Raw genomic sequence first — 16,562 nt, 5'->3', positions numbered from 1 at the left:
GGAGCGTGGGAGACCGCTGGGTCTGGAGTACGCATGTCGCCGAAGAAGCAGAGCACCGCGGCCCGCAAGGCCCGCGCCGCCGCCCGCGAGGGCGCGAAGTACACCGAGGCGCTACGCAGCGCCTCCCCCGACCCCGCCGCCCCGGACTGGGACGACCTGGTGGTCTCCGCCCTGTCCGCCGTCGTCGCCGCGCACAGCGTCGTGCCCGTGACGGTGATCTGGGATGAGGGCGCCCGGCACTCGATGGTCCAGCGCGACAACGGCGTGCGGTGGGGCGTCGCCGAGCCCGCCGCCGACGGCGTCGTCATCCGCGAGGTACGCAACGACGTCGGGGTGGTGGCCAAGGGCACGCGGGTGCCCGTGCCGCACCGCCGCGGCGACGGCCGGGTGGAGGTCGCCGCACTGTGGCCGCTCGTCTGGTGCTCGAACGACGAACCGTTCTGGCGCTACGTCCACAACGGCTGGTCGGTGGAGGAGCCCGGCGACTTCCCCCACGCCCTCGATCCGATGTGCCCCAGCGCGGACCTGCCGTACGAGGTGCGGGTCTACAACGTGCCGGACGGCATCGTGGGCGAGGACCACACCGGCACCACACCGCATTGGTGGACGCGGGCCTGGTGCGACCGCCTCGACAAGGCCGTCCTCCTGGCCGACACGGCGGTCGCCCACCGGCTGGGTGCCCCCTCCCGCCCGGCGGGCGGGGACTGCGGCGACCTGCGCGCCGAGGTCTGGCAGCACTCCACCACCGACCTGGGCACCCTGCCCTCGCGGGTCCACCGGGCCGACGCCGATCCGGACCGGCCCGTGGTGCCGCGCCTGCCGTTCGACACCTGGCCGGCGGGGCGTCCGGCCTCGACCGAGCCGACGCCGGAGCCGACCTGGTTCCAGGGCGAGAAGCACCCGCCGACCTACGACCTGCGGGTCTGGACGGAGGCCGACGGCTGGATGACGCTCGGCTGGATCGTCGGCGGCCGCGGCTCGGCGGGCATCGCCGCCACCCTGCTGCGCGTCGGCACCGGCGGCCCGTTCCCGTTCGCCGAGACGTGGGGGCCGCGCCACCCGGACGCCTGGAACTACGACTGGACGCAGGAGGGCCGGGAGCTGAGCGACCGTCACCCCGACGAGCCGTACGCCGAGAGCACCGTCCGCTACGACGAGAAGCGCCGCCAGGAGACGGCCGACCTGGCGGCCGCGCTCGCCGGGCGCAGCGGCGGCGCGCTCACCACCGAGCTGGCCGCCGCCCGCATCGAGGCCGGCGGGCAGAAGTACCGCGACTTCCTGCGTGTCGGGCAGATCTGCATCATGGACGCCCTCAACGAAAAGCGCCTGGCCGCCGAGGGAGACGAACGGCTGCGGATCCGCGAGGCGCTGGACGTCCTGGAGAATCACCACCAGGTTGACGACTGGGTCGCCGAGCTGACCGCCGCGCACATGGCGACCAACCCCCGCGACGGGCACTACACCGCAGGCGCCAGGCGGTGGCGTCGCCGGGCTCTGCAGGAGTACCTGTCGCCCGGCCGGGACGTCGACGGAGTTGACGGCCTGACCGCCTGATCGGGGCTCGCCGGGGCCTGCTCCACGGTGCCGGCCCCGGCGCCCCGCTGAATCCGCCGCCCGCCCCGCACACCCACCCGACCGCCACTTCGACCACGCTTTCGCCGGTGCTCCTGGGTTTCTCCTGGGCACCGGCTTTCCCTTTCCCTGACCGGCCCCTATTTCCCTTCCTCCATCAAACTCTGACCATCACTCCGTTCTTTCTCCAACTGCAACTCCCGCTCTCCGCACCCCCGTCCTGACCTCCTGACTGACGAGCCAATCCCACCCACGCTTTGAGGGACGATGAGCGTGGGTGGGATTGGCTCGTCAGTCAGGTTCCCGCAGGTCAGGACGGGGGTGCGGAGAGCGGCTTGTCACACGCTGGACACACCCTGGTTTATAGGCGGTTTTACACCCTGGAGTTTCCGCGAGGGTTTCCAGACTCAGCCGGAAAACCGGGCAGCAAGTTGGTGCCGAAGTACTACTTCGGCGAGCCCGGCCGGGGCCGAGCAAGATGGAGCCCGGGAGTTTCCCCCGAGCAACCGGACCGAGGGCGGCCCGGCAGAGGAACACGTCCCCGGTGTTCTGCAGCGCGCACGGCCTCCGCCACCGCGAGACCTGTCCGCGCTGCAGAATGCCGGGGCAGCGGGGGTCTGGGGGCCGGCGAAGGCCCCCAGCGGCCACCGGGCTACGCCACGTCGTTGAGTTCTCCCGCGACCTGGTCGCGGGGCACCAGTTCGTCGCTGGTGAGCGACGGCACGAGTTTCCCGACGTTGCCGTGCCGTCCGGGTTCGAGTTCGCGGATCCGGTAGGCCACAGGTGCCCCGGCCTCGCTCCACTCCGCCGCGTACACGATGGCGGGACGTCCGTCGGCGAGGCGGACCCGGGCGCCGTCACCGTGGCCGCCGTGCTGCTCGACCAGGAGGTCGTCCAGCCAGCCCTTCGGGGCGAGCCAGAGCACGCCGGGCGCCTCCATGTAGCCGTTGTAGTTCCGGCTCTCCGTCCACGCCCTGCGCCACTTGTCGACCAGGCGGCCGATCTCGTGCCGCTCGTCGGCCTCCTGCCACGACCGGATCTCCCGGTCGTCGGCGTCGACGAAGTCCGCGTACGCCTGCAGCTGCGGCTTCACCTCGCCCCACCAGCGCTCCGGCACCTTCGTCAGCAGTCGGGCCGCCGCACGGTCTAGCGGCTCCATCACCGCGTCGACCGCGGCCTGGTCGTCCGCCTCGACGGCCGTCCGCAGTTCTGCCCGGCCGGGGCGGAGCTCGGGGTGCTGGTCGGTGAGCATCGCGTAGACCAGGGCCAGCAGCCATGTGGCGTCGCGCGCGAAGAACGAGCCGTACGGGTGGCCCGGCGCCGGCGGCTCGAACCGGTGGTAGATCTCCCCGGCCCGGCCGTTCGGTAGCTGAGCCGCCCGCCGCACCCTGGACCGGACGTGCTTGGAGTCCTCCGGCCGCCACGGGTGGCACAGCGCGCCCGGGTGCGGCGTGCCGTCGCAGTCGGTCGCGCACACGGCGCGGGCGATCGGGTAGAGGCGCGGGGGAGTCGGCTCCTGGTCGTCCTCGGCGGCCGCCGGGGCGGTCGTCAGCGGCGCGCTGACAGCGGTCTCGGGGTCGGCGGCGAGGCGGCGGCGTGCTGCGGTGTACGAGATTCCCTCGCGCTCGGCGAGCTCCCGGGCCGCGCGCTTGAACTGCTTGTCGGTGGTCACAGTCGTCTCCAGATCGGCGGGAGATCCCACGCATCCCCGCCGTGGAAGACCACGGACAGCGGGACGATGCGGCACGTGAAGCGGAGCCCCTTGTCCTCGTTGCCGCTCCCGGCGTGGGCGGGATGCGGCTCGGAGTCGGGCCGACGTGTGGCGGCCGACTCTCAAGGTAGCGGCTGGGAACCGGACGGGTGGGGAGATCCCGGCCGCACTTCCCGCCCGGACGTCCAGGAGATCGAGGCCGATAGCGAGACACCTACCTTTGCGGCTCGCATTTCCGCTAGCGGAATTGATCGCTACTCAGCGACTTATGCGCGTGAGCTTTATGGATCGCCTCACGGCGAGCTAGTCAGAAGCCAACTCGGCAATGCGGTTGGGCTATGTTTTGAGCTAGCGCACATCGTGTCAGCGTTTCGCTGACGTGTCCGTGAGGCCCTGCCACCCGGGCCCGAGACCGCGCCGACGCGGCTTCGGGAGCTGTGAGGGCCGGGCGGCCGTTGCGGACACGGCGGCGTCGGCCTCCTGCTCCTGCCCGAAGTGGCGCAGCAGGGCCTTGGTCGCGGCGGGAATCGCGGCCAGGAGCCGGGCGGCCTCCGGGTCGATGTCGGCGAGCGCCGCGGCGAGGGTGTTGATGGCGTCCGCCGCGTCCTCGGCGGCCGCGAGGTTCCACCCGGCGGGGCCGGCCGCGTCGGCCAGCGCACAGGCCGCCTCGGCGGCCACCTCGGCGAGGGCCTCGACTCCGGGCGCGGCCCGATCGGGGAGTTCCATGTCCGGCTCAACGGGACCGGTCGAAAAAAGTACGGCGCGAAGTGTCACACGAGCATGATCATCCAGACCTCTAGCAAGTGAGAGGCGGATCTCTGTCCGGAGGTCCCCGTCACGCTTGATGAGGAGCACCGCATGTCGTTCGACGACACCGGTCACCGCGTGCCCGTGACCGTGCAGAACTCGCTCTGGACCTGGTCAAGAGACGTTCCGAGGGCGCGACGGCGCCTGATTTCCAGTGCCGTATCCAGTGCCGTGAAGGATTCGGCGGCCGCGCCCATCGCCGCAGGCCAGGCCCGTGGACAAGGGGGCGTCACCGACGCTGACACCTCTCTCCCTGTCCCTCCTGCGTCTGGAGGGCAGAGGTCTTCAACCCCCACGGCTCCCCGGGTCAGGGGAGACGCCCTGCGGATGCTCGCCTGCGTGCGCGTCGCGACCGCCCGCCAGATGGCGCGGGTGATCACAGCCGAGGACACGGACGGCCGGTCGTACGTGCGCCGGGCGATGCGGAAGCTGGCGGAGCAGGGGCTGGTGGAGACGAACGGCAAGCAGGGCAAGGAACTGATCTGGAATCTGACCCGGGCGGGGCTGCGGGCGGTGGCCGACGGCAACGAGCTGCCCGCCCGGCCGCGTGCCGGCACCGGAGCGAAGGCGGTCCGCGCCGGGTTCGGCCCGCACGCCCTGGCGGTGACGGAGACGATCCTCACCTTCGGCGGCCGCCAGCATCTGACCGACTGGCAGGTGGAGGTCAACCACGCCATCAAGGAGACGGGGCTGACGTTCAACACCGACGCCGTGCTCGCCTCGCCGGGCAAGACGTTCGAGGTCCGCCTCTTCGAGATAGACAACGGCACGATGTCGCGGGCCAAGCTCGCCCGCGAGGTCTGGGACTACGAGCGGTACGCCGGACACCGCGTCTGGGAAGGAGCCCGCGGCACCATCGGCGGCACGTTCCCGTTCTGGTCGCGCTACCGGTACACCCGCAGCGAGCAATTCCCGCCCCTGCACGTGGTCCTGGCGGGCAAGGAGGAGCACCTACTGAAGCGGCGCCTGGAGGCGCTCGCCGAGGCGGTCGACGGCATCACGGTCTCGGTGTTCGCCACCACGCTGCCCGCCCTGCAGCGCCGCGAGAAGTGGGTGCGGCTCGGCACCGACAACCCCGGCCGCCGACGGGAGCGGTACCCGGAGCCGGTCAGCCGGTGACCGGGCCGGGCCCGGGTCGTTGAACCTGGCGTACACGTGCACAGAGAAGCCCCGGGTCGTCATGGTCCCGGGGCTTCGTGCTGCTGATCGGTGTCCCGGCTCAGCGCGGCCAGGCGGCCGGAGTGCTCGGCGGCAGCGGGATCTCGTCCAACCGCAGCCACTGTTCCCGGCCGCTCTGGTCCGGCAGGCAGAACCGCACGTCCTGCGCCTCGTCCGACTCGTACGGGGCGTCTCCGACTGCCTGCAGCAGGGCGCGCAGCCTCGGGTGAGGGGCCTGCATCGCCCGGTCGCGTACGCCCTCGGCTCGCAGGGCGGCCAGCGTGAGGGACGCGGTGTTCACTCCGGTGCGGTGGTGACCGTCGGCGTGGGCGATTGCCTCCGGGTGTTCCACGATGGAGGCCAGGGCCTCGGGGCCGGCGACGGTGTACGTCAGCACCAGGTCGCCGCGCTGCAGCATCACCTGCGCCCCCGGTTCCACCAGCGAGCCGTCTTCGCGGGTCGACATGGCCACCTTGCCGACCATCGGGCCCATCCCGATCTTCCGGACCTCGGCGAACTGCTCGATCGTCGGGTCCACGAACCGCTCGGAGTCGGGGAGTACGAGGGCGCAGTGCCCGTTCCACTCGGTTCCCGTCCAGCTCGGTGTGAGCGAGCCGTAGAGGGTTCCGGTGCCGTTCTTCTTGCGGATGGCCACGGTGACGGGCAGCAGTTCGGCCCGCACTCCGAGCTGGCCGTAGGCGTTCCGCAGCGTCAGGCACGCATCGACGCAGATGTTCGCCGGAGCGCGGCCGTCGGAGAGGGCCGCCCACAGGAAGGGCAGCACCAGTTCCACGATCTGGTCCGGCTTGGCGTGCTCCAGCATCCGCGCCATGAGGTCCATGCTCCCCGGCAGTGCCGGAGCCGCCCTGCGCTGGCTCGGTAAGGAGGGACGGGAGACCCGCTTTTGCGGTGTCCGGTGCTTCTTGCCCCGCTGCTGCTTCGACATGGGCAGAGCCTAAAGATCCCGGCCGACCTTCAACAGGCCGCGTTCCGCCCGCGGCCGCCGGCCCGCGGGGCCCCTGCCGGAACGGGCGGTCAGCGGCTGGACGGCGAGGGTATGCATCGCGGCATGAATCGACTCACTCGACGCCGCTGGATCTTCTCCCCCATCACTTCGTGGCAGGCCAGGCGGCTTTCACGCACGACCGGCATCGACCACGACGCCGCATGGGTCAAGCTCCGCACCACCACCCACCCCGAGGAAGCCGTCTACGCCCCCCGCCAGTTACCCGGCGAGCAGGGCGGCCAGTAGCAGCGAAGCCCCGGACCGCACGGTCCGGGGCTTCGTCGCGTCCCGCCGGTCAGCGGTCGCTGGGGGCGAGCAGGCTGGTGACCTCGGCGAGGGCGGCCGCGCCGGGCTTGAAGTACTTCCGGGCGGCGCTGACGGACTTGTGCCTCGACTTCGCCATGAACAGCAGCAGGGAGACGCCCTGCTCGCCGAGGTGGGTCAGGCCGGAGTGCCGGAACTCGTGCGGGTCCCAGCCGGTGCCCTCCTCGCCGCCGACGCAGGTGTGCCGGTCCAGCAGGGCGCGCAGCTGGCCGTACGAGAGACGGGCCAGGCCGGTGTCGGGGCAGACGTCGCGCGGGGTGAGGACCTTGCCGGGGCCGGGCTTGCGATGAGTGACGAGCAGCGGGCCGCGGGTCCGCTCGCCGATCAGCCGGGGGAGGAGCCGGGCGGTGCCGGCGTCCCAGTAGACCGTCTCCGTGGCGTAGTCCTCGCGGGCCTGGCCCCGGCGGCGTACGGCCTTGGCGCCCTTGGCCTTCACCGGGGCCTGGCGGGCGGCGAGGTTGAGGTCCTCGATGTTGACGCCGAGCAGCTCGTCGGCGCGGGCGACGGTCTCGTAGAGCATCCGGTAGGTCACCTTCTCGCGCAGGCCGACGTCGCGCCGTGCGATCAGGCGGTCGATGGCGGTCTTCGAGCGGACCGGGGTGTCCGAGCCCGGGTCGGGCATCCGCTTGCACCAGGCCGGGATGTGCGGCGGCTGCAGGCCCGCGTCGTGGCACCAGGCGAGCCAGCCGCCGACCGCGCCGCGGCGGGCGTTCCACGTGCTGGCGGCCGCCGTGCCCCAGAGCTGTTCGAGGGCCTGGCCGATCTCGTCGTCGGCGAGGGCGGACAGCGGCCGGCCTTCGCCGAGCTCGGGGACGACCTTGCCGAGCGCCGTGGTGTAGCTCCGGCGGGTGTTCGCCACGGTGAGGGAGTCCAGGTAGCGGTCGGCGGCGGTGCGCACGGTCGCCGCTCCGGGGACGGTCTTGAGGGGGACGACGGTCGGCACGTCTCTCCTTGCCACAGATAACAGGTCCTCGTCATGTCGGAGAACGGGTACGTCCTCCCTGGTCAGGACTCACCCTAGTACAGATAACAGGGCAGTTATCTGCGTCAACGCGGGCCCCTCTTGGCGGGGGCCGGGGAGGGCGAGAGGATCAACCGGCGCGTGACCGACGCGTCCTGAAGGGGGATCGCATGACTCCGGCTGATCAATGGGCGCCGCCGCCGTCCGGCTTCTCCGAGCGGCAGTGGAAGCTCGCGACGCTCCTGCGCCCTCGCGCCAAGGACTTCTGGGTGTACTACGCGCCGAGGAACGGGGCGGGTGCCGAGCAGCTCCGGGTCTGCGAGCGCAGCGGCTACGACTTCGCCCGGCTCACCTGGCAGTCCTGCGCCGAGTGCCGCAGCGGCCACATCATGAAGATCCGGGTGACGGACGACTGGCTCCGCCAGGGCTACGGCACGCGCATGGTGCTGCGCGCGATGCACGGCTGCGAGGCGTACACGTGGACCACCACCCCGCAGTCCGAGGACGCGCAGCGGTTCTTCCCGGCGCTGAGCGCGGCCTTGGGCACCGGCTTCCCGGTGGGCAGGCCGTGCGGGCACAACGCTCGCGGCGGCGGATACGCCGAGCCGCGGCTCGAAGGCCGGCCCGACGCTTCCTGACCGCCGGGCCGATCCGGACAGCGCCCCGTCGGGCGGCCGGACAGCCGTCTCCCACGGGAGAACGATGATCACACCGGGTACCCGGGGTACCCGATCCGCTGTCCTTCTCCCCGCACCCCTCATCCGTCCCGTACGCCCCGCACAGCGCTGATCGACTTCTGTGAGAGCGATCCTGCGGGTGGATACGGCGGTGGATAGGGATATCCACCCCTGGATACGGGCGTAGTCGGCCGTTTCCGGCCCGGCCGCACTCGCGGCCGGGCCGGACGTGCTCCTGGCGGCCGCCGGGGCTACCGGCGGGCGCTGCGGAGGTTCGCCGTGCCGCCGAGGGCGGTCACCGCGCCGCCGATGGCGCCGACGGCGGTCGCGGCCTCCGCGTTGTGCGTCAGCGCCAGCACGACCACCGCGACGATGGAGACGAGCGGCGTGAGGGTGGTCACCCACACGAGCAGGTGGGGGTGGCGCGGGAGGTCGTTTGGGGTACGGTCGATGGCTGTCACGTGGTTCCGGTCTCCTCACAGTGAGCGGGCACCCGACGACATCAGGCGAGTGGGAGATCCCAGCGGAGCCAGGCCGGCAAGCATCGGCTCCGCGAGGTGGTCTCCCTTCGTCGTTTCGAAGGGCGTTTGGTGCCCAACCACGTTACTGGGGGCGGTGTGATGCTCTGTCCCAGCGTCGCGGCGCACACCGCCGTTTCCGCGTCCGCCCGCCTAGCGCTTCCCCGTCCGCCTAACACGCGCGCGACGGAGACGGGTTGATCCGGCTTCAGAGGAAAGGGCAGGTCAGGGCCCATTCTGGGGATATCCCGCCCCCACCGACGCACTGTGACGCAGGTCACTAAATTTCTCTGGCACGGGTGGCCCGCCAACTACGTATCACGGGCTGCGAGTTGAAAGGCATGGCACACCGCCGGGCAGACCGTCAGCGGCGCTGCGCGTGCCGCGCGGCCTGGCGGTCGACGGCGGGGTCTCCGGCGGTGAACGGCCGGACGCTCAGGAGTCCGGTGCCGGTGCCGGGGTCGGGCCCTCCGGGCGGGAGCAGGCCGACGTTCTGGCCGACGCCGTCGGCCCACCGCCCGTCCGGGCCGGGGCGGCCCTGCAGCTGGCGTACGACCGGCTCGGTGCCCAGGTACACGACCCGGCGGCGTGCCTGTCCGTACGCCCGCAGGATTCGCCGGAGCGCGCTCGGGGTCTTCGCGGTGAGCTCCACCTCGATGGCGCCGATGCCGTCACCGGGCAGCACCAGGACCAGGTCCGGCCAGTGGACCGCGCGGGCGCCGGCGGGCACGGCGAGCAGGGGCCCGCTCCGGGCTCCGATGGGCACATTGGGCACGCCGTGGTCCGCCAGGAGCTCCGCCGCCTGGCCGGGGGTGGCTTCGGCGGTGCGCACTTCCCGTTCGGTGAGCACGATGTGGCCCCGGGCTTCCTGGCGGAGCCCGACGTCGGCGAGGGCCAGGCGGTGCAGCAGCCGTTCGCCCGGCGGGTGCGGAGCATCCAGGCCCACCCCGGCGATCCGGGCGCCGCGCTCGGTGGTCCACACGACGGTGCCCGCCCACCGCACCTCTGCGGAGCGGTTCAGCAGCCCGGCCTCGGTCATCAGCCGGACGCGGGCGCGAGCGGTCTCCTCCCGGCCGTTCCAGAACGCCGTGGCCGCCTGGTGCAGGGTCAGCGTCCCGTACCGCGTCGCGGCCGCCAGGAGCCGTTCGTCCGCCTCGGTGCGCACCCAGCCGTCCCCGCGGGCCTCGCCCGTTCCTCTGCTCCGCCGCCGGCGCTCCGCCCGCACCCTGTACGCACTCGCCGACTCCTTCGTCTCCACCCTGATCTCTCCCTGTAGTTGGCGCGCGGGACCTCCGTTTCCGGTGCCGCGAAACGCACCCTGACCTGCGAAGCGGACACCTTGGCCGACAGGAGTCGTCCACCACCTGGCGGTGGACGTGGCGGGCGACGTCGCGGTGGACCTGGTCGCGGCCGCACACAGGGGAGTGCCCCCGGACCGGGAGGGTCCGAGGGCACTCGAAGGGGTGTCAGCGGGACGCTGACGGTGGGCGGTTCAGCGTCCGAGGGAAGGACCGGAGCGGTCCTGGGTCGGCGGCTGGTACCGGTACTGCTCCTGCGCCCGCCGGTTGTTCTCGCGGGCCCGTTCGGCGGCCTGCTGCTTGGCCTGCTTGATGTACGCGGCGCGGTGCTGTGCCTCGGCGGCGTGCTGGGTGGGGGCCTGGGTCGCCATGCGCGAGCGCAGCGACTTCTCCTCCTGCAGCTTGCCCGCCGTGGCGGCGTGCTTCTGGGCACTGCCACGCTGCTCCGTGGCCTGCCGCTCGGCGGTGTCGGCCTTCCTCTCGACTCCCCGGTCGGTGATCCGCTCGATCTCCGGGAGCCGTTCGCGCATCGCGGCGAGCCGGGTCTGCAGCTCGCCGATGTCGCGCGGACCCTCCCGGCGGGAGCCCTGTTCCTCGAACATGCCGATCGTCTCCGGGCTGCGGATCGCGGCCCACGCCTGGCGTACGGCGTCGTCGGCGGCCCGCCCGGCCCGGAGGGTCTCGCGGTACGCCGCGCTCTCCTTCTGCGCGTACTCGGTGGCGAGCTCCAGCGTCTCCTTGCGGCTGGTGCCGGCCAGCCGCAGCGCGAGGCGGGACTTGGCCTTGGCCTCCTCGACCTTCCGGTTGACCTCCTGCGCGTGCCGCATCGCCTCGTGGGCCTGCTGCTGGTTGGCGCGCTCGGTCGCGGCGAGGGCGGCGAGCTCGTCGGCACGGTCCAGCACCGTGCCGACCTCGCGGGCCCGCTCCTGGCCGGGGGTGACGGGCGCGGCCAGGGCCTCGCGCCGGGCCTCTGCCTGCCGGGTGAGATCGGCGGCCAGGCGCTCGGCGCGGTTGCCCTCGGCGGTGTGCTGAGCGATCAGCGAGATGAGGCGCTGACCGGACAGGTGGCCGTACTTGCGGTCGTCCCACGGCTCGAACTCCGGCTCCGGCCGCTGTTCCTGCTGCGGCTCGGGGCGGGAGGCGAACCCGGCGGCGAGCAGCTGCTCCAGGCGGACCTTCTGCTCTCCGGTGATCTGCGGGACGTCGCCGTCCTGCAGACGTTCCCGCGCGGCGTCCAGATGGGCCTGACGGTCCGCTGCCCGCTCGGCGGCCGCGTCGGGCTCCGCCGGGCCGGGGACGGCCTGTGCGGCGCTCTCAGCGGGCTCCGGGTGCTCCTGGACCACCTCGGCGCGCTCGCGCTCACCGTGGCGGTCCACGGTGTCCTCGACGGCCCGCTCGTGCTCGGGCTGCACCTGGTGCGGGATGGGCGCGACGGGCCGGGCCTCGGGTGCCGGCGCGAGCTCGTCGGAGACCATCCGGTCGTCGGTGTCGTTCTCCAGGGAGTCGGCGTACGCGGCGACCGTCCGCTCCAGGCGCTCCTGTTCGCTGCGCGCCTCGCCGAGACGCAGACGGGTCTCCTCGCTCTCGACGACGTCGGCGGGCAGCCACAGGTGGGTGGCGATCCGGTCGCGTGAGATCGCCGGGTACAGGTCGTTCGCGGACGCGCCCACCCCGTAGGCCAGGGTGTAGTCGCAGGTGAGTCCCTGCGCGGCCGCGATGGTCATCGCGTAGCCGTGCTGCAGGGTGCCGTCGGCGATCTGGTCGGCGGTGATCCAGGCTCGCTCGATGGCGTATCCGCCGTCGTCGGCGGGGCGGCGCCATTCGACGGCGACCCCGCCCTTGGCGGCGTAGGTGACCTGTCCCCGGTAGCCGTTGAGGACGTCGACGTCACCGCCGCGGCGGGTGCGGTAGTCGTTGCGCTTGATCCGGATGACGTCGCCGGCGGCGAGCTCCAGGCGCTCGCCGTTGGTCAGCGCGTAGGTGTGGCCGCCGGACAGTTCGCCGTCCTTCTTGCGCAGCTCGCGGGCGCCGAGGTTGAGGACCTCGACGTCGGCGTTACGCGCGGCGAGGACGACCATGTCCTCGATCTGGTCGTGGACGTCGCCCTCCAGGCGGCCGACGAGGTCCTTCCACGCGCCGAGCATCTCGGCGTACGCGTCGTCGGGCGTCGCCACAGCGTGGACGCGTCCGTGCTCGGCGAGCATCGACAGCGCGGTGCGCCGCCCGCCGTCCAGCCACGCCTCCAGCGCGGCCCGCTCCACCGCGTCCGTCTGGCGGCGGTTCTCCGACAGCTCCAGGCCGTCGACGATCTCGTGGGCGCGCTTGAAGCCGCCGCCGACGCCGATCGCCTTCAGCTGTGCCCAGTCGCCGATCATGACGACCTTCACGCCGTGCTCGGCGGCCGCCGTGAGGAGCGCGGCGACGTCACGGTCGTCCATCATCGCGGCCTCTTCGAGGACCAGGACGTCGGTGTTCGCCATGCGGCGGCCGCCGTCGCGGATGTCCATCAGCCAGGTGGCCACCGTGGCGCTCGCGATGCCGGATTCGGCCTGCAGCTTGGACGCGGCGACCGCCGCGGTGGCGGCTCCCGAGACGCGAAGGCCGGCGGCCTCCCAGCCCATCCGCGCCGCCGTCATGCTGGTGGTCTTGCCGGTGCCCGCCTTGCCGCGCTGCACGTCGACGCCGTGCCCGGCGGTGAGGAACCGCATGGTCATGGCGCGCTGTTCGGCGGACATGACGAACGGGCGCTTCGGGTCGGTGGTGCGCTGCGCCTCGAAGGCGGCGATGGCGAGTTCGCCGGCGCGGACCGTGAGCTGGGCGGCGCCCTCGTTCAGTCGGTCGGCGGCCGTCTCGGCAATGGTCTGCTCGGCGGCCAGGATCGTCGCGTGGGTGTAGCGCTGGGGGTTGGTCAGGTGCGCCATGCCCTTGGTCGGCAGGGCGACCGCCTCGCCGTCGACGGCGAGCACCGCGTCGGTCAGGGCCTCGGCGGCCGCGATGTCGGGTACGCCGAACGGGCAGGCGTCGATCACGTGGGCCAGGACGTCGGCCCGGGTGACCGACTTCCTCGACTCGGTCAGGCCGCCCTCGCGTCGCCAGATGAACGCGGCGATCTCCTCGGGGGAGGGCATGATCGGGCCCCCGTCGGGGCCTGCGACGGACGGGCCGTCTGGGCCTTCGGGGCCGGGGATCGCGCGCCGGATCATCGCGTCGACGTCTGCGCCGACACCCTCGGCGCGGGCCCGCCAGGCGGCCCGCACGTCGGCCTTGGTGATCGTGTCGTCCTTGCCCTCGGCGAGCTGCCGGGCGATCAGCTTCTGCTCGCCGGTCGTCGCCTCCTCGGCGGCCGCCGCGACGATCTGGGTGTTGCGGCGGGAGAACGCGCGGCGCACGTCCTCGTCGATGCCGACGACCTCCCACGCGCCGGTCTCGGCGTGCCGCTCCCACCTCATGCCGAACCGCTCGCCGGTCACCTGCCGCAGGCGGGCCTTCACCATCGCGTCGGCGGCGTGCGCGTGGCGCATGATGTCGCGGCCGCCGGCCCCGACGGTGCGCCACTTGCCGTCTTCGGCGTGCGCCATGTTCGCCAGGTTGCCGTGGACGTGCAGGTGCGGGTCTCCGACCTCGCCGCCGACCGGGCGGGCGGAGTAGTGCACGGTCATCCAGCCGAGGAACCCGGAGGTGTCGACGCGCTCGGCGGTCTTGCCGTTGCCGTGCTCGCCCGCCATCGCGTACGCGGCCCAGCCCTCCAGCGCGCCGAACGTCTCGCGGGCCACCTCGAGGAACGCGCCGCGCAGCTCCTCGGACTTCTCCTCACCCGCGAGCGCCACGGCGGCGCTGTAGGTCTTCGACAGATCCAGCGTCACGTCGTAGCCGCGGTTCCCGACGCGGATCCGGGCGTCGGCGTACTCGCGGGCCTCCGTCACACCTCCGCGTCCGTACAGCTCGGTGAGGTCGACGCCGGTCGCCTCGGCGAGGTTCTCCGCCGCACGGAAGGGGACGCGGTGGCGGTCACCCTCGCGGTGCACGCCGCGCTGCAGACGGGCGAGGCGCTTCACCAGTTTCTCGTCGTCGCCGAGCAGCTGCTCGACACTCACGCCGCGCTCGGCGGCCGCCGCCTCGATCGCCTCGGCGAGCGGCCGCGCCTGCACCTTGCCGCGCGGGTCGACGGCCACCTTCGGCGTCACGAGCAGCTCGCCGGTCAGCGGGTGCCGACCGTCCATCAGCAGACGCGCCTGGTCCTTGTCGACGGGCATCCCGGCGACCAGGCCGACGTCGTCGAGGCCGCCGCCGATCCACTCCAGATCACGCGCTTCGCCGAGGCGGTAGTCGACCTGCGCGTCGCTCTCCTCGATCTCCTGCCCGTCCTGCTCCTGGTGCTCCAGGTCGCATCCGCACTGCCCCGTCAGCCGGTACTCCACCTGCTGCATGTCCGGGCCCAATGTGGTCACCCACGCCATCGCTACTCACCCCCTTCCGCGCCGATGATCTTGAAGTCCTTTGACGTATGGCGCAGCCATACCTTGGTACTTCTATTTTTGATCTTGTGGCCCATGAGGGTACCTCCGGATTGGCGGTTGACCAAAGAGGTCATTGGGGGGCGGGGTATTGCACTGCTGACCTGCGCTGAAAGCGCGGTACAGCGGTGCGGGGAATCGGTCCGGTCAAGGCGAAGCCGGACACCTGGAATGCGGTCGTCAGACCGTGGTCCAGGGGGTGTGTGATAGAGGGCCGAGGCCGCCGTGCGGCACGCGGAAGGCGTGCCGCACGGCGTAGGCCGGCGGGTGCTCAAGAGGTCGGCTCCCACAGCGGGCGGGCGAGGCCGTTGCCCCCGCAGTGGAGGCAGTCCTCTTCCGCCGACAGCTGTGCGCGGTAGTGGTTCTCGACCAGGGCCAGGACCACGAACACCAGTTGCTCGGTGACCTCCGTCGAAAGCGGCACGGTCAGCGGCGGCTCGTCGTCCTCGGGGGGATGGGTGACGTCGATGTGGGTCGCGCCCTGGCCGACGGCCACCGTCACGGTGGCCGGTCCCGGAGTCGCCCACGCGCCGTCGACCTCGTCGGCCGGCGGCTCGGCACGGTCCAGGCGGAGCACCCAGCTCGCCTCGGGGGCGTCCTCCCCGGAGTGGCTGTAGACGAGCTGGTCCAGCGCCGTGTGCAGTGCGGCGATGGTCGGGTCGAACTGGTCGTAGAAGGCGTTCCCTCCCTCCAGCGTCGCCTGCACGGCGGCGGTGGTCCGCCCGACCGGGCCGTAGACGATGTTGTGCGGGTCTGACATATCAGGGGTCCTTCCGAGGGTCTGAGGGGCTGCGTGATCACGCAGCCTTACCCGGCCTACGCCATCTCGGGCGGCCGTGGGGCGCCCAACTTCGGCCCCTCCCGCCTGGCGGGCAACGATCTTGATTCCGGCTCCGTCTGGCGGGCGTGGTGCCCGGCGGCGGCCCGGATTCCCGGCCGGGCGCGTGGTGCCCGGAACGCAAAAAGGCCCCTGCTCCGCGACCGGGAGATCCGGTGCGGAGCAGGGGCCTTGGAGTGCGGCGGGCGGGTCGGCTATCCGACCCAGACGATGTCGATGACGCGAAGGTGACCGAGCGACCTGTTCACGAAGTACACGACGGTCAGCGGGCCGATCGAGGCCCTGCGCAGGTCCTCGCCCTCGGGGTCGGTGCGGTCCCACTGCGGCCAGGACCACGGCGAGCGCGACGCGATGTCGAGCACGTCGCGCACCATCTCCTGGACGGCGGGATCGAGGGCGGCGAGGTAGGTGGAGGCGGGCGGCGCGAGCCGGGCGGGCCAGGCATCGCTCACCGGCGGGCCGCCCCGATGACGTCCTCCAGGGCGACCGTGTCGTCGGTGTCCTCGCACCCCGACGCGACGAACGCGGCGACGGCCGGGGAGGTCGACAGGCGCCCCTGCCACTCGCGTACGACCTCGTGCAGCGCCGTGAGGTCGAAGGTCTGGCGCGACTCCTCCAGCGCGTTCGACCACTCCCGCTCGAACGCGGGAAGCCACCGCGCGGCCGCGTCGTGCTCGGTGATCTGCCTGCGCAGGTGCGCGGCCGCGCCCGGGGCCGGCGGGGCCTGGTGGTGATGTACGGGCTGAGCGCTCATGCCGGATTCCTTCCTTCGTGCTGTCGAGTCTGGCGGGCGCGGCCGGGGCCAGTCGAGTCCCCGGCCGGGTGTCAGCTCCGGTACGGGCCGGGCACCTCGTACCCGTTCGCGTCCAGCCAGTCGAGAACGGCTTGCCGCTCCGCCTTGGCCTGGTCGTACTGCTCCCGGGTCGCCTTGCCGTCGATGGCGTCGGAGGCGATCCGGGTGGACCGGTCGGTGAACCACGCGGCCACTTCCCAGCCCTGCTTCATCGCGCCGACCGCCGGCGGGAGCTCCTGCCGTTCGGCGAAGGCCGCGGCCGCCTGCTCCGCCTCGGCGAGCGCGGCGTTGGCCTTCTCCGCCTCGGCGCGGGCCTGCGCGGTCTGCTCGGCGAAGTACGTGCCGATGGCCGCCGCGGCGTCGATGCCGTTCGTGTCGGTCACGG

The 16,562-nt window shown here is 72.5% G+C and carries 15 protein-coding genes; 4 read left to right on the top strand and 11 right to left on the bottom strand.

Annotation, left to right across the window (positions count from 1 at the left end; all coding sequences use genetic code 11):
- Nucleotides 1-33: 33 nt before the first annotated feature.
- Complete coding sequence (locus tag OG413_RS45730) at nt 34-1,554, top strand: hypothetical protein (RefSeq protein ID WP_266815905.1); 1,521 nt, start codon at nt 34-36, stop codon at nt 1,552-1,554.
- 670 nt (nt 1,555-2,224) lie between these two features.
- Here OG413_RS45730 and OG413_RS45725 read toward each other — a convergent pair.
- Complete coding sequence (locus tag OG413_RS45725; RefSeq protein WP_266815904.1) at nt 2,225-3,244, bottom strand: hypothetical protein; 1,020 nt, start codon at nt 3,242-3,244, stop codon at nt 2,225-2,227.
- A gap of 402 nt (nt 3,245-3,646) precedes the next feature.
- Nucleotides 3,647-4,009 (bottom strand): hypothetical protein, encoded by a 363-nt coding sequence (locus OG413_RS45720; RefSeq protein ID WP_266815903.1) that lies wholly within the window; start codon nt 4,007-4,009, stop codon nt 3,647-3,649.
- Nucleotides 4,010-4,141: 132 nt separating this feature from the next.
- Between OG413_RS45720 and OG413_RS45715 the strand changes: the two genes are divergently transcribed.
- Complete coding sequence (locus tag OG413_RS45715; protein WP_323138050.1) at nt 4,142-5,209, top strand: replication-relaxation family protein; 1,068 nt, start codon at nt 4,142-4,144, stop codon at nt 5,207-5,209.
- 100 nt (nt 5,210-5,309) lie between these two features.
- Here the strand turns inward: OG413_RS45715 and OG413_RS45710 are convergent, their stop codons facing one another.
- Nucleotides 5,310-6,194 carry a hypothetical protein gene (locus tag OG413_RS45710; RefSeq protein ID WP_266815901.1) on the bottom strand — a complete coding sequence of 295 codons (885 nt, stop codon included), beginning with the start codon at nt 6,192-6,194 and terminating at the stop codon, nt 5,310-5,312.
- 123 nt (nt 6,195-6,317) lie between these two features.
- Here OG413_RS45710 and OG413_RS45705 point away from each other — a divergent pair, with 123 nt between their 5' ends.
- Nucleotides 6,318-6,500: a hypothetical protein gene (locus tag OG413_RS45705; protein WP_266815900.1), complete on the top strand. Its 183-nt coding sequence runs from the start codon at nt 6,318-6,320 to the stop codon at nt 6,498-6,500.
- A gap of 49 nt (nt 6,501-6,549) precedes the next feature.
- Here the strand turns inward: OG413_RS45705 and OG413_RS45700 are convergent, their stop codons facing one another.
- The gene (locus tag OG413_RS45700) at nt 6,550-7,521 is read right to left on the bottom strand and encodes a site-specific integrase (protein ID WP_266815899.1); all 972 of its coding nucleotides are present in this window, start codon (nt 7,519-7,521) and stop codon (nt 6,550-6,552) included.
- Between the two features lie 188 nt (nt 7,522-7,709).
- On the opposite strand from OG413_RS45700, the gene OG413_RS45695 reads away from it, so the two are divergent.
- Nucleotides 7,710-8,177: a hypothetical protein gene (locus OG413_RS45695; protein ID WP_266815898.1), complete on the top strand. Its 468-nt coding sequence runs from the start codon at nt 7,710-7,712 to the stop codon at nt 8,175-8,177.
- A 290-nt stretch (nt 8,178-8,467) separates the two neighbouring features.
- On the opposite strand, the gene OG413_RS45690 is transcribed toward OG413_RS45695, so the two are convergent.
- The 7 genes from OG413_RS45690 to OG413_RS45660 all read right to left on the bottom strand — a co-directional run bounded on the left by OG413_RS45690 (nt 8,468) and on the right by OG413_RS45660 (nt 16,560).
- Nucleotides 8,468-8,677 (bottom strand): hypothetical protein, encoded by a 210-nt coding sequence (locus tag OG413_RS45690; protein ID WP_266815897.1) that lies wholly within the window; start codon nt 8,675-8,677, stop codon nt 8,468-8,470.
- A 421-nt stretch (nt 8,678-9,098) separates the two neighbouring features.
- Nucleotides 9,099-9,992 carry a hypothetical protein gene (locus tag OG413_RS45685; protein WP_266815896.1) on the bottom strand — a complete coding sequence of 298 codons (894 nt, stop codon included), beginning with the start codon at nt 9,990-9,992 and terminating at the stop codon, nt 9,099-9,101.
- Nucleotides 9,993-10,226: 234 nt separating this feature from the next.
- Complete coding sequence (gene mobF / locus OG413_RS45680) at nt 10,227-14,489, bottom strand: MobF family relaxase (RefSeq protein WP_266815895.1); 4,263 nt, start codon at nt 14,487-14,489, stop codon at nt 10,227-10,229.
- Between the two features lie 328 nt (nt 14,490-14,817).
- On the bottom strand, nt 14,818-15,306 hold the full coding sequence (locus OG413_RS45675) for a hypothetical protein (protein WP_266815894.1): 489 nt from the start codon (nt 15,304-15,306) through the stop codon (nt 14,818-14,820).
- A 272-nt stretch (nt 15,307-15,578) separates the two neighbouring features.
- Nucleotides 15,579-15,836, bottom strand: coding sequence for a hypothetical protein (locus OG413_RS45670; RefSeq protein WP_266815893.1), 258 nt, complete (start codon nt 15,834-15,836; stop codon nt 15,579-15,581).
- Nucleotides 15,833-16,138, bottom strand: a complete 306-nt coding sequence (locus OG413_RS45665) for a DUF6247 family protein (RefSeq protein WP_266815892.1) — start codon at nt 16,136-16,138, stop codon at nt 15,833-15,835. The genes OG413_RS45670 and OG413_RS45665 overlap by 4 nt, the downstream gene beginning before the upstream one ends.
- A gap of 71 nt (nt 16,139-16,209) precedes the next feature.
- Nucleotides 16,210-16,560, bottom strand: a complete 351-nt coding sequence (locus OG413_RS45660; protein WP_266815891.1) for a hypothetical protein — start codon at nt 16,558-16,560, stop codon at nt 16,210-16,212.
- Nucleotides 16,561-16,562: the final 2 nt, after the last annotated feature.

Origin of the sequence: Streptomyces sp. NBC_01433 (genome assembly GCF_026340105.1) — a bacterium.
In the GTDB taxonomy this organism is placed as follows: Bacteria; Actinomycetota; Actinomycetes; order Streptomycetales; family Streptomycetaceae; genus Streptomyces.
Note: the sequence above shows the minus strand (reverse complement) of the source record. Positions and strands in the feature narration are given on the sequence as shown.

Bases quoted from the DNA above. Each gene is read 5' to 3' on its own strand.
- OG413_RS45730 (WP_266815905.1), top strand. From the start codon at position 34: ATGTCGCCGAAGAAGCAGAGCACCGCGGCCCGCAAGGCCCGCGCCGCC.
- OG413_RS45720 (WP_266815903.1), bottom strand. From the start codon at position 4,009: ATGGAACTCCCCGATCGGGCCGCGCCCGGAGTCGAGGCCCTCGCCGAG.
- OG413_RS45715 (WP_323138050.1), top strand. From the start codon at position 4,142: ATGTCGTTCGACGACACCGGTCACCGCGTGCCCGTGACCGTGCAGAAC.
- OG413_RS45710 (WP_266815901.1), bottom strand. From the start codon at position 6,194: ATGTCGAAGCAGCAGCGGGGCAAGAAGCACCGGACACCGCAAAAGCGG.
- OG413_RS45705 (WP_266815900.1), top strand. From the start codon at position 6,318: ATGAATCGACTCACTCGACGCCGCTGGATCTTCTCCCCCATCACTTCG.
- OG413_RS45695 (WP_266815898.1), top strand. From the start codon at position 7,710: ATGACTCCGGCTGATCAATGGGCGCCGCCGCCGTCCGGCTTCTCCGAG.
- mobF (WP_266815895.1), bottom strand. From the start codon at position 14,489: ATGGCGTGGGTGACCACATTGGGCCCGGACATGCAGCAGGTGGAGTAC.
- OG413_RS45675 (WP_266815894.1), bottom strand. From the start codon at position 15,306: ATGTCAGACCCGCACAACATCGTCTACGGCCCGGTCGGGCGGACCACC.
- OG413_RS45665 (WP_266815892.1), bottom strand. From the start codon at position 16,138: ATGAGCGCTCAGCCCGTACATCACCACCAGGCCCCGCCGGCCCCGGGC.